Source organism: Limimaricola cinnabarinus (assembly GCF_047631075.1).
GTDB lineage: Bacteria > Pseudomonadota > Alphaproteobacteria > Rhodobacterales > Rhodobacteraceae > Limimaricola > Limimaricola cinnabarinus.
Genome location: NZ_JBLHYX010000002.1, coordinates 67,040 through 79,256 on the forward strand (window position 1 = coordinate 67,040; position 12,217 = coordinate 79,256).

The 12,217-nt window shown below is 68.4% G+C and carries 11 protein-coding genes; 7 read left to right on the plus strand and 4 right to left on the minus strand.

Annotation, left to right across the window (positions count from 1 at the left end):
• Positions 1-15: 15 nt before the first annotated feature.
• Genes ACJASC_RS02155 through ACJASC_RS02170 form a run of 4 tightly spaced genes read left to right on the plus strand, consistent with a single transcriptional unit; the run spans position 16 to position 3,333 of the window.
• Positions 16-738, plus strand: coding sequence for a competence/damage-inducible protein A (locus ACJASC_RS02155; RefSeq protein WP_415143506.1), 723 nt, complete (start codon positions 16-18; stop codon positions 736-738).
• Positions 735-1,421 (plus strand): GNAT family N-acetyltransferase, encoded by a 687-nt coding sequence (locus ACJASC_RS02160; protein ID WP_415143166.1) that lies wholly within the window; start codon positions 735-737, stop codon positions 1,419-1,421. The genes ACJASC_RS02155 and ACJASC_RS02160 overlap by 4 nt, the downstream gene beginning before the upstream one ends.
• On the plus strand, positions 1,418-2,338 hold the full coding sequence (locus ACJASC_RS02165) for an OmpA family protein (RefSeq protein WP_415143168.1): 921 nt from the start codon (positions 1,418-1,420) through the stop codon (positions 2,336-2,338). The genes ACJASC_RS02160 and ACJASC_RS02165 overlap by 4 nt, the downstream gene beginning before the upstream one ends.
• 44 nt (positions 2,339-2,382) lie before the next feature.
• Positions 2,383-3,333, plus strand: a complete 951-nt coding sequence (locus ACJASC_RS02170; RefSeq protein ID WP_021694309.1) for a cation diffusion facilitator family transporter — start codon at positions 2,383-2,385, stop codon at positions 3,331-3,333.
• A gap of 63 nt (positions 3,334-3,396) precedes the next feature.
• On the opposite strand, the gene ACJASC_RS02175 is transcribed toward ACJASC_RS02170, so the two are convergent.
• The 4 genes from ACJASC_RS02175 to ilvD form a co-directional block, all read right to left on the minus strand.
• Positions 3,397-4,302, minus strand: a complete 906-nt coding sequence (locus tag ACJASC_RS02175; protein ID WP_415143170.1) for a LysR family transcriptional regulator — start codon at positions 4,300-4,302, stop codon at positions 3,397-3,399.
• A gap of 120 nt (positions 4,303-4,422) precedes the next feature.
• Complete coding sequence (locus ACJASC_RS02180) at positions 4,423-6,438, minus strand: FAD-dependent oxidoreductase (RefSeq protein ID WP_415143172.1); 2,016 nt, start codon at positions 6,436-6,438, stop codon at positions 4,423-4,425.
• Positions 6,439-6,539: 101 nt separating this feature from the next.
• Positions 6,540-7,175 (minus strand): DUF6478 family protein, encoded by a 636-nt coding sequence (locus ACJASC_RS02185; RefSeq protein ID WP_415143174.1) that lies wholly within the window; start codon positions 7,173-7,175, stop codon positions 6,540-6,542.
• A complete protein-coding gene (ilvD, locus tag ACJASC_RS02190; RefSeq protein WP_415143176.1) occupies positions 7,172-8,905 on the minus strand; it encodes a dihydroxy-acid dehydratase in 1,734 nt (577 codons plus the stop codon). The genes ACJASC_RS02185 and ilvD overlap by 4 nt, the downstream gene beginning before the upstream one ends.
• 326 nt (positions 8,906-9,231) lie before the next feature.
• Between ilvD and accD the strand changes: the two genes are divergently transcribed.
• Genes accD through ACJASC_RS02205 form a run of 3 tightly spaced genes read left to right on the plus strand, consistent with a single transcriptional unit; the run spans position 9,232 to position 12,037 of the window.
• A complete protein-coding gene (gene accD / locus ACJASC_RS02195; protein ID WP_415143178.1) occupies positions 9,232-10,227 on the plus strand; it encodes an acetyl-CoA carboxylase, carboxyltransferase subunit beta in 996 nt (331 codons plus the stop codon).
• Positions 10,224-11,501, plus strand: coding sequence for a bifunctional folylpolyglutamate synthase/dihydrofolate synthase (locus tag ACJASC_RS02200; protein WP_415143180.1), 1,278 nt, complete (start codon positions 10,224-10,226; stop codon positions 11,499-11,501). Before accD ends, ACJASC_RS02200 begins: the two co-directional genes overlap by 4 nt.
• Complete coding sequence (locus tag ACJASC_RS02205; RefSeq protein ID WP_415143182.1) at positions 11,498-12,037, plus strand: hypothetical protein; 540 nt, start codon at positions 11,498-11,500, stop codon at positions 12,035-12,037. The genes ACJASC_RS02200 and ACJASC_RS02205 overlap by 4 nt, the downstream gene beginning before the upstream one ends.
• Positions 12,038-12,217: the final 180 nt, after the last annotated feature.

Below are 12,217 nucleotides of genomic sequence, written 5' to 3' on the forward strand. Positions count from 1 at the left end.
CCGATGACCGAGCCGATGACCAACCCGACCGCCGCCATGCTCGTGATCGGGGACGAGATCCTCTCGGGCCGCACCCGCGACAGCAACATGCACCATCTCGCCCGCGAACTGACGCTGCGCGGCATCGACCTGCGCGAAAGCCGCGTCGTCTCGGACGACCACGACATCATCGTCGCGGCGGTGCGCGCGCTGTCGGCGGCGCATGACCACGTCTTTACCTCCGGCGGCATCGGCCCGACGCATGACGACATCACCGCCGAGGCCGTCGCCGCCGCGATGGGCGCGCCCATCGGCATCCGCGACGATGCCCGCGCGATCCTCGCCGCGCATTACGAGGCGCGGGGCGTGGAGCTGAACGCCGCGCGGCTGCGCATGGCGCGCATTCCCGAGGGCGCCGCCCTCATCGACAACCCGGTCAGCGCCGCACCGGGGTTTTCGCTCGGCAACGTGCATGTCATGGCGGGCGTGCCGCGCATCTTCGAGGCGATGCTGGCGGGGCTCTTGCCGAAGATCCCCGGCGGCCGCCCGGTGCTGTCGCAATCCCTGCGCATCGAGCGTGGCGAAGGCGACGTGGCCGAGCCGCTCTCGGATCTGGCCAAGGCGCATCCGACGCTCGCCATCGGCTCCTATCCCTTCTCGGAAAACGGCGTCACCGGCACCAATATCGTGATCCGCGGCGGCGACGGGGCCGAGATCGAGGCGGCGCTGGTCGCGCTTGCGGAGCAGTTCCCGGCGTGACGCCCGAGGCGGGCTTTGCCGCTCTCGCCGCCACGTGGCCCGCCCATGCGCTGCGCGATCTCGGGCCGGTGCGGCTGCGCGACGGCGCGGGCGGTGGCAGCCGGGTCTCGGCGGCGACGCTGGAGGGGCCGTTCGACCTGCCCGGGATCGAGGCCGCCGAAACTGCCATGCGCGCCGAAGGACGCGCGCCGCTGTTCATGGTCCGCGCAGGCGAGGCGCGGCTCGACGCGGCGCTCGCGGCCAGGGGCTACGCGGTGCTGGACCCGACGCTGATCCTCGCGGCGCCGCTCAGCGCCCTCGACGGGATCACGCCCAATGCAAACTGGCCGCCGAGACCCGACCAGATCGCGATCTGGGCCGATGGCGACATCGGCCCTGCCCGGATCGCGGTGATGGCACGGATCGAGAGCGCGCGGGCCGTGCTGGCCCATCCCGGCGGCTGCGCCTTCGTGGCGAACCATGGAGAGATCTCCATGCTGCACGCGCTGGAGGTCTCGGCCCCGGTGCGCCGCCGTGGCGTGGGGCGGGCATTGATGGCGATGGCAGCGGGTTGGGCACGGGCCGAAGGGGCGCGTGTCCTCGCCCTCGCCGTGACCCGCGCCAACGGATCGGCCCGGTCGCTCTATGCGGGTCTGGGTTACGGGGAGGTTACCTCCTACCACTACCGGCGGGCTCCGGCATGATCCGCGCCACGCTGCTGCTGGCGCTCTGGCCCGGCATTGCCGCGGCGCTGGAGCTTCCGGTGCCGGAGGGGGCCGTGCTCACCGCCGAGACGCGGCGCGACGCAGAGGATTACGCCCTGCCCACCGGCCCGGCGCAGGGCGGCCCGCCACCGGTCGCGCCGATCATGGGCCGGGTCAAGACGCGAGCCTGGCGCATCGCCCCCGATGCCCCCACCGCCGCCGGGCTGATCGCGCCGCTTCGCGCGGCGCTTGAGACAGCGGGTTTCGAGATTTTGCTCGACTGCGCGGCCCGGGCCTGTGGCGGATTTGACTTCCGCTTCGGGACCGAGGTTCTGCCCCCGCCCGCCATGCATGTCGATCTCGGCAACTTCCGGTTCCTGTCGGCTCGGCGCGATACGCCGCAAGGCCCCGAGGCGGTCGGCGCCTTGGCGAGCCGCACGGGCGACACCGGGCATCTGCAACTGATCACGGTAACGCCAGAGGGCGCGGCCCCTGCCTCGCTCTCCCCTACCGCGCCCTCCCTCCTTGCCACTCGGTCCGGGGAGGAGCTTGCAACCGCGCTCTCGCGCGAGGGCCACGCCGTGCTCGAGGGTGTGGACTTCGCCCCCGGCGCCGCGACGCTCGGACCAAGAGACAGCTCGGCCCTTCCGGCGCTGGCTGCATGGCTCGAGGCCAACCCGGATCGACGCGTCGTGCTGGTAGGGCACACCGACATGACCGGCGCTCTCGATGCCAACATTGCCCTGTCACGCCGCCGCGCCGAAGCGGTACGCGAACGGTTGCTGCGCGATCACGGGCTGAACCGCGACCGGATCGACGCCCAGGGGGCCGGTTGGCTGGCCCCGCGCGCCTCCAATGCCACGAAGGCGGGCCGCGCCGCCAATCGTCGGGTCGAGGTTGTCGTCTCAGGGGGTTGAACTTCGCCCATTCGGCCCTCTCATCGCAGGCAAAGGAGACTTGCATGGCAGGACATTCTCACGATCATGGCCACGGTTCTGGCGGAGGTCACGGCCATCACCATCACATCGACCCCGAGGCCGGTGATTGGCGCGTGGCGGGGGCCATCGCGGTCAACCTCGCCCTGACGCTGGCGCAGATCGTCGGCGGCATCGTCTCGGGCAGCCTCGCACTTATCGCCGACGCGCTGCACAACCTGTCGGATGCGGTGTCGCTGATCATCGCCTTTGCCGCGCGCAAGATCGCGCGGCGTCCGGCGGATGCCGAAATGACCTTCGGCTACGGGCGGGCCGAGGTGGTGGCGGCGCTGGTGAACTACACCTCGCTTATCCTGATCGGGCTCTATCTCGGCTACGAGGCGATCGCGCGGTTCGTCTCGCCCGAGCCGGTGGCAGGCTGGATCATGATCTGGGTCGCGGGCCTCGCGCTCGTCGTCGATCTGGTCACGGCGGCGCTCACTTATTCCATGTCGAAGGACAGCGTGAACATCCGCGCCGCGTTCCTGCACAACCTTGCAGACGCGCTGGGTTCGGTCGCCGTCATCGTGGCGGGCGTGGCGGTGCTCGTGTTCGGCTGGGCATGGGTCGATCCGGTGGTGACGCTGGCGATCGCGGGCTACATCCTGTGGATGTCGCTGGCGCAGATCGGCGGCGTCATCCGCATTCTGATGCTTGGCGCGCCGCCCGATCTCGACACGGCGGCCGTGCTCGATCACCTGCGCGGTATCGAGGGCGTGGCCTCGGTCCACCATGTGCATCTGTGGCAGATGCAGGAGAACGCGGCCGCGCTTGATGCGCATGTGGCGGTGATCGAAGGGCGCTGGTCCGAGGCCGACGGCATCAAGGCGCGCATCAAGCGCGCGCTGGGCGAGCGGTTTGGCATCGGCCATGTCACCCTCGAGATGGAATGCGCCAGCCACGCCTGCGACGATGCCGAAGCCATTGGTCACGGATGAAAAAAGGCGGCCCCGATCGGGGCCGCCAAGTTGGAAGCGGGATGCAGAAACCGCCTCTGGGGATCACCAGGTGTCGGGGCCTTTCTCGGCGAAGGCCTCGACCAGAAAATCGATGAAGGCGCGGACCTTGGGCTGGGTGAAACGCCCCGGCGGATAGACCGCGTAGATTCCTTGCGTCTCGGCGGGCAGGTTCGGGATCGCCTCCTCCACCAGCCCCTTTTCGAGCGCGTCGGCATAGAGGAAGGACGGCAGGTAGGCGATGCCGAGGCCGCCGATGCAGGCGTTGAGCAGCGATTGCCCGTCATTGACGGTGAGCCAACCGGCAGTGCGCACCTGCCGCTTCTCGCCCGACGGCGCCGTGAGCTTCCACACCGCGCCGTTCGAAGCGTTGGAGTAATGCAGCAGCTTGTGTTCGTTGAGATCGTCGATCCGCGTGGGTCGGCCATAGCGTTCGAAATAGGCAGGCGAGGCGATCATCTTCTTGGAGGTTTCGGTGAGCTTGCGCGCACGTAGCGTGCTGTCCTCCAACTCACCGATGCGCACCGCCATGTCGAAACCCTCGGAGATCAGCTCCACGAAGCGGTTGTTGAGCACCATGTTGACGGTGATGTCCGGAAATTCCTGCAAAAAATCACCGAGCACCGGGCTAAGATGATTCACGCCGAAATCCGTGGCGACCGAGATCCTGAGCAGACCCGAGGGGGCCGATTGCATCGAGGTGACGAGCGCGTCGGCCTCGCCCGCGTCATTCAGGACACGCCGCGCCCGGTCGTAATAGGCCAGCCCGATTTCGGTCGGCGAGACCCGCCGCGTGGTGCGGTTCAACAATCGTGCGCCCAGCCGCGCCTCAAGCGAGGAGACATGCTTGGAGACGGCGGATTTGGAGATGCCCATCTTGCGCGCCGCATCGGTGAACCCGCCCTGATCCACCACCGTGGCAAAGGCCTCCATCTCGGTCAGCCTGTCCATGGCCGCTCTCCACGCTTGTCGTTTCGGTCGGCTCCTTGTGACCATGGATTCGGGCATGATTGGGTCGAAGCCCTGACAATAAAGCGGTTTACCCCCGGACCGATGCGCAGGCGGAAACAGCTAGAGCGTGGCGGCGAGCCGCGTGCCCCGGTCGATGGCCCGCTTGGCGTCCAGCTCCGCCGCCACCTCCGCGCCGCCGATCACATGCGCCGCGACGCCGCGAGACAGCAGCGCATCGGCAAGGCCGCGCTCGCTCTCCTGCCCCGCGCAGAGCACGATGGTGTCGGCCTCGATCAGCCGCGGCCCGTCCGGCGTCGTGACATGCAGCCCCTGCGCGTCGATGCGCTCGTAGCTCACCCCGCCGAGCATCTCCACGGCGCGCATCTGAAGCCCTGCGCGGTGCACCCAGCCGGTGGTCTTGCCAAGTCGTTTGCCCAGCTTCTCGGCCTTGCGCTGCAACAACGTGACGCGGCGGATCGCAGGGTCGGGACGGGGCCCCTCGGGCGCGAGACCGCCACGTGCCACGGACGGATCGCTCACGCCCCATTCGGTCCGCCATGCGGGCGGGTTGATGGTGGTGCTGTGCCCGGTCACCAGATACTCGGCCACATCGAAGCCGATGCCCCCCGCGCCGACCACGGCGACGCGCGGCCCCGCCTGCGCCCGGCCCGAGAGCAGGTCGGCATAGGAGATCACATTGGGGCCCTCCTGCCCCGGAATGCCGGGATCGCGCGGCCGCACCCCGGTGGCGACAATCACCTCGTCGAACCCGGTCAACTCATCCAGTTCGGGCGCATGGCCGAGACGCAGATCGACCGTGCGGGCCCCGATCTCGGCCTCGAACCAGTCGATCAACCCGCGAAACTCCTCCTTGCCGGGGATCGCGGCGGCGTAGTGCAGCTGCCCTCCGATACGGTCCGCCTTGTCGAACAGCGTCACGGCATGGCCACGCTCCGCGAGGGCCAGCGCCGAAGAGAGCCCGGCGGGCCCCGCCCCCACAACCGCGATGCGGCGCGGCGCGGAGGCAGGCGCGAGCACCAGTTCGGTCTCGTGGCAGGCGCGGGGGTTGACGAGGCAGGACGACAACTTGCCCGAGAAGGTGTGATCGAGACAGGCCTGGTTGCAGGCGATGCAGGGTGCGATGCGCGCGGCCTCGCCCCGCGCCGCCTTGGCGACGAAATCGGGATCGGCGAGGAAGGGCCGCGCCATCGAGACCATGTCGGCCTGACCTTGGGCGAGGATCGTCTCGGCCACCTGCGGCGTGTTGATCCGGTTCGAGGCGATCACCGGGACCGAGACCTCGGGGCGCAGCTTGGCCGTCAGATGCGCGAAGGCGGCGCGCGGCACGCTCGTCACGATGGTCGGCACCCGCGCCTCGTGCCAGCCGATTCCTGTGTTAAGCAAGTCGGCCCCGGCCTCGGTCACGGCATGGGCCAGCGCCACGATCTCGGACCACTCCTGCCCCTCGGTCACCAGATCCAGAAGCGAGATGCGGTAGATCAGCAGCTTTTCGGGGCCCAACGCCGCGCGCACGCGGGCCACCACTTCGACCGGCAGCCGCATCCGGTTTTCGAGCGACCCACCCCAACGATCCTCGCGGCAATTGGTGCGGGGTGCGAGGAACTGGTTGAGGAAATAGCCCTCCGAGCCCATCACCTCGACCCCGTCATAGCCCGCTTGCGCCGCGCGGGCGGCGGCGGTCGCGATGTCGGAGATCTGCTTTTCGATGCCCTCCTCATCCAGGGCGGTCGGGGTGAACGCGCTGATCGGAGCACGGATCGCCGAGGGGGCGACGCAATGCTTGGAGTAGGCATAACGCCCGGCATGCAGGATTTGCATGGCGATGCGCCCGCCCTCGGCATGGACGGCCTGCGTGACCCGCGCGTGGTTGGCGATGTCGGCTTCGGTGAAGAGCCCCGCCGCGCCGGGATAGACGCCGCCTTCGAGGTTCGGCGCCATGCCGCCTGTGACCATCAGCCCGACGCCGCCGCGGGCGCGCGCGGCGTAGAAGGCGGACACGCGGTCCCAATCGCCGGTTTCTTCGAGCCCGGTGTGCATCGAACCCATGAGCACTCGGTTGGGCAGGGTCAGCCCTCCAAGCGTGATCGGTGACAGCAGTTTCGGATATTCAGTCATCTGGGCCTCCCTCGTGGCGCGAGAGTGACCATGATTGACGCGCACGTCATCCTCGACGCGACGTCAGCCATGCGCCGCGCACGGCGCGAAGTCACCTGGCTTCAGAACGCGGCACGGGGTCTGCGCGCGATCACGACGTCGATGATCTCGATCCGTGCGGGCAGCGGTGCCTCGAAGATCAGGTCGATCCACCCCGATTCGATCAGCTCCGGATCGGTCTTGATGGTCCACAGGTCGAATTCGGTTCCTGTGGGATCGGTCCGAGGCAGGCCACGCAGCAATGCCTCGCTGTTGGGACCTTGGCGCAGATTGAGCCGGGCAAAGCCGCGTGGAGGGCCTGCATCGCCGAGATCGACCTCGATCCCGAGAAGATGCCTGCGCCGCAGCCCCGCCAGCACCGGGCCGGGCAGCGCGATGGCGAGGCTGACGAAACCACCGTCGAACCCTTGGGCGCACAGATGCAGCGGCCATGGCCCCTCCGGCCCGGCCCCGGGCCGCTTGATCGTCACGCCGGATGCCGCGTCGTGAAACAGCCGCACCCCGTCCCCGAGATCGGCTCCGCTTTCGACGGGACGGGATCCGCCCCCCGGCACGGCCCCGGCCCAGGGGCCGGGGCGCCAAGCCCAGTCGGCCCCCGGAAGACGCAACGGCGTGGCCGCCCGACCGGCCTCTCGGGGCGCGAACCGGCGCAGGCGTGTCAGGCCGAGCCGCGCACCCAAGAAGCCGACGCGTCTCACTGGTCCATGTAGACGTGGCTCTCGCCGGCAGCGCCGGGATGCGTCACCGCGCCCTTGCGGGCCGAGCCGACGAGCTGGGCATATTTCCACAAGGCTCCGGCGGTGTAGTCGTTGGTCCGCGCCCCTTTCCATGCGCCCTTGCGCTCGGCCAGTTCGGCATCCGAGAGATCGACCGAGATCTCGCCCTTGATCGCGTCGAGGGTGATCATGTCGCCATTCTTGAGCAGCGCGATCGGCCCCCCATGCGCAGCCTCGGGGCCGACATGGCCGACGCAGAAGCCGCGCGTGGCCCCCGAGAAGCGCCCGTCGGTGATCAGCGCGACCTTCTTGCCCATGCCCTGCCCCGAAAGCGCGGCGGTGGTCGAGAGCATCTCGCGCATGCCGGGGCCGCCTGCTGGACCCTCGTTGCGAATGACGATCACGTCGCCCTCGGCGTAGTCGCGGCGGCGCACCGCTTCGAAGGCCTCTTCCTCGCATTCGAAGACGCGGGCGGGACCGGTGAAGATCTGCTCCTCGGTCTTCATGCCCGCGACCTTCACGATCGCACCGTCGGGCGCGAGGTTGCCCTTGAGACCGACGACGCCGCCGGTCTTGGTGATCGGGTTGGCGACGGTGTGGATCACGCGGCCATCGGCCTCACGCTCGATCAGGTCCAACTCCTCGCCGAGCGACTTGCCCGACGCGGTGATGCAATCCTCGTGCAGCAGCTTGGCCTTGCGCAGCTCCTTCATCACCACCGGCACGCCGCCCGCCTCGTGCAGGTCCTTGGCGACATATTCACCGCCCGGACGCAGGTTCACGAAATAGGGCGTGTCGAGGAAGATGTTGCAGACGTCGAGCAGGTCGAAATCGATCCCCGCCTCATGTGCGATGGCCGGAAGATGCAGACCCGCATTGGTCGAGCCGCCGGTGCAGGCGACGACCCGCGCCGCGTTCTCGAGGCTCTGGCGCGTGACGATGTCGCGGGCGCGGATGTTCTTCTCGATCAGGTTCATCACCGCCTGACCGGAGAAGTCGCCATATTGGTCGCGGCTCTCGTAAGGGGCGGGCGCGCCCGAGGAGTTCAGCAGCGCCAGACCGATCGCTTCGGAGACGCAGGCCATGGTGTTGGCGGTGTACTGCCCGCCGCAAGCTCCCGCCGAGGGGCAGGCCACGCGCTCGAGGATGTCGAGTTCGGCATCGGTCATGTTTCCGGCGGCGTGCTGGCCCACGGCCTCGAACACGTCCTGAACCACGACATCGCGGCCATTGAGCTTGCCCGGCAGAATCGAGCCGCCATAGATGAATACCGACGGCACGTTGAGCCGCACCATCGCCATCATCATCCCCGGCAGCGATTTGTCGCAGCCCGCGAGGCCGACGATGGCGTCGTAGCAATGGCCCCGCATGGTCAGCTCGACCGTATCGGCGATGGCGTCGCGCGAGGCGAGCGAGGAACGCATGCCCTCGTGGCCCATGGCGATGCCGTCGGTCACGGTGATGGTGGTGAACTCGCGCGGCGTGCCGCCGCCTTTCTTCACGCCCATCTTCACCGACTGCGCCTGACGGTTCAGCGCGATGTTGCAGGGCGCCGCCTCGTTCCAGCAGGTGGCGACACCAACCCAGGGCTGGTGGATCTCTTCCTCGGAAATGCCCATAGCATAGAAGTAGCTCCGGTGCGGCGCGCGCTCGGGCCCTTCGGTGACATGGCGGCTGGGCAGTTTCGTCTTGTCGAAACGGGCGTTCTGCATGGGGCTGTCCTTCCCGGAATTGGCTGCGGTCAGGGATAGACAGGGGCCGCCGCGGCGGCAAGGCGCGATGGTGCCCCCGAATTGGTCAATCGCACGGATTTCGACCCCGCCGCCCTCATCCGCGCAAGGATCGCCCCCTTCGGGCCGCGCTTCGGGACATTTCGCGCAATACCCAAGGTCCCTCGCGCCATGTCCCACCCGCGCGGCCACGGGCCATGCTCCCGGCCTCGGCCTCACCCAAGGCCTCCGAAGCACCGCCAGAATTGCAATCCCCGCGCACGAGGCGTATCTCCCCCATCGACCCGACGCGCGCCCGGAGCAGCAAGATGAACTGGATTTCCAACTACGTCCGTCCGCGGATCAACTCGATCTTCTCGCGCCGCGAGGTGCCCGAGAACCTGTGGACCAAGTGCGACGAATGCGGGACGATGCTGTTCCACCGCGAGCTGGCGGACAATCTCAACGTCTGCACCAACTGCGATCACCACATGGCGATCACCCCGCGCGACCGGTTCAAGGCGCTGTTCGACGGCGGCGTGTTCGCGGAGGTGAAGGTGCCCGAGCCGATCACCGATCCGCTCAACTTCCGCGACCAGAAGAAATACGTGGACCGGATCAAGGAAGCCCGCCGCAAGACCTCCGAAAAGGAGGCGATGCTGGTGGCCGAGGGCGAGATCGGACGCACGAAGATCGTCGCCGCCGGTCAGGATTTCTCGTTCATGGCGGGCTCTATGGGCATGTATGTCGGCAACGCGATCATCGCGGCAGCCGAACGGGCGGTGAAGCTGAAATGCCCGCTGGTGCTGTTCTCTGCCGCCGGTGGCGCGCGGATGCAGGAGGGAATTCTCAGCCTTATGCAGATGCCGCGCACCACCGTCGCGGTCGAGATGCTGCGCGAGGCGGGGCTGCCTTATATCGTGGTGCTGACGCATCCGACCACCGGCGGCGTCACCGCCTCCTACGCGATGCTGGGCGACGTGCAGATCGCCGAGCCGAACGCGCTGATCTGTTTCGCGGGGCCACGCGTGATCGAGCAGACGATCCGCGAAAAGCTCCCCGAGGGGTTCCAGCGCGCGGAATACCTTCTTGATCACGGGATGCTCGACCGGGTGACGCCGCGCGGGCGCATGCGCGACGAGTTGATCGCCATCACCCGGATGCTGATGGGCCTGCCGCAGGCGGTGATGGCCGACCTGCCTGCTCCGGCGACTCCGGAACCGGCGGCGGCCAAGGAGGCCGAAGCCGCGAAGGCCGGATCGCCCCAGACCCCTGCGGCCACACCCGCCCCCGCCGCGTCAAAGGCGGGGCCGCCGAAGAAATGACCGAGGCACCCGGCTCCGACGCGATTCTCGGGCGGATGATGACGCTGCATCCCAAGGTCATCGACCTGACGCTCGACCGGGTGTGGCGACTTCTGGCGGCACTGGATCACCCCGAGCGGCGGCTGCCGCCGGTGATCCACCTCGCGGGGACCAACGGCAAGGGCTCGACCCAGGCTATGATCCGCGCCGGCCTCGAAGCGTCGGGCGACCGGGTCCATGCCTATACCTCACCGCATCTGGCGCGGTTTCACGAACGCATCCGCCTCGCGGGCGAGCTGATCTCCGAAGTCGCCCTGACCGCGTTGCTCGACCGCACCCATGCGGCGAACGGCCCCGATCCGATCACCTATTTCGAGATCACCACGGCGGCAGCGCTTCTGGCCTTCGCCGAAACGCCCGCCGAATGGACGCTGCTCGAAACCGGGCTCGGCGGCAGGCTGGACGCGACCAACGTGGTCGAACGCCCGGCGCTCACTGTCATCACGCCGGTCGATCTCGACCACCAGCAGTATCTGGGCGAGACGATCGAGGAGATCGCAGGCGAAAAGGCGGGCATTCTCAAGCGCGGCGTCCCTTGCGTGGTGGCGCCCCAGCACGAGGCGGCGCTCGAGGTGATTGAGGCCCGCGCCGCCCGGCTCGGTGTGCCGTTGATGGTGCATGGCCAGCACTGGCACGTCACCACCGAGCGCGACCGCCTCGTCTACCAGGATGAGCGGGGCTTGCTCGATCTGCCGCTGCCGCGTCTGCGCGGGCCGCATCAGATCGTCAATGCGGGCACCGCCATCGCAAGCTTGCGCGCGCTGGGCCGGAACGAGGCCGCAGCCGAGGCCGCAACCCGCGCCAATTGGCCCGCGCGGATGCAGCGGTTGTCGCGTGGCCCCTTGGTGGATCTCGCAGGCGGGGCCGAACTTTGGCTCGATGGCGGCCACAACCCGGCGGCAGGCAGCGTTCTGGCGCAGACCTTGGGCGCCCTGCCCCAACGGCCCACCCATCTGATCTGCGGCATGCTCAACACCAAGGACATCGTGGGCTATCTGCGCCCGCTCGCGGGCGTGGCGCAGGGGCTGCACGCCGTGTCGATCCCCGGCGAGGCCAACACCGTCCCCGCCGCCGACACCGCGCGGGCGGCCCGCGCGGCAGGCTTTGCCGAGACGACCGAGGCGGAAAGCGTGGCGCAGGCAATCCGCGCCATCACCGCGCGCGACCCCTCCGCCCGCATCCTGATCTGCGGCTCGCTTTACCTCGCGGGCCACGTGCTGCGCGACAACGGATGAGGGTCGGGCCGGTGCCGCTCGCGGCTTTGGCCGCCGTGCTTGCCCTGCCCGCACAGGCTGTTGAGCTGCATTTTTGTTGGCGCGGTGGCGCGGGCTACACGATGACCGGCCTGATGGCCTTTCCCGACGCCCTGCTGAGCGCGCCCCGCGTTACCGAAGAGGATGTCACCCGTTTCGAGATCACCGGCTGGCGCCACGGCGTGCGCGTGGGCGGCTGGAGCCTCGCGGCGCTCACTCCGGATACGAGCTGGCGGCTCGAGTTCGATCCGGTGGAGCGGCGTTTCGTCATGCCCGGCATCGGTGTGTTTCAGGCATGGAACGCGGATGGCGGCGTCGCGGATTGCGGCAAGCCGGGCTTCGGCTTCAACGCGGGCAGTGGCGGGCAGGACGTCTGCGTCGACGGACGATTCGTCACTGAATCGACGATTCCATGGGAAACGCCTCTCTTCGCCGGTCCCACACCCGTCGAGCCCGACTGCCTCGAAAATTTGCAGCTTTCGGGCAACCTGCCCGAATTCGTGCAAACCCCAAGTTGAAAGACGTCGCGTCTTCAGCGGGCTATCCCCATGATCGGTCGCCTCCGCGCTTCGGCACCTTGAAATGACACAACAGCGCTAAAATCTCGCCCTGCGTTCAGGACGTTACGGAATTTCCCCCTGAGGTTGACCTGTTCATCCAAGGATGGGCATCTGGTTCGCAGGGGAACGAACCAAAGA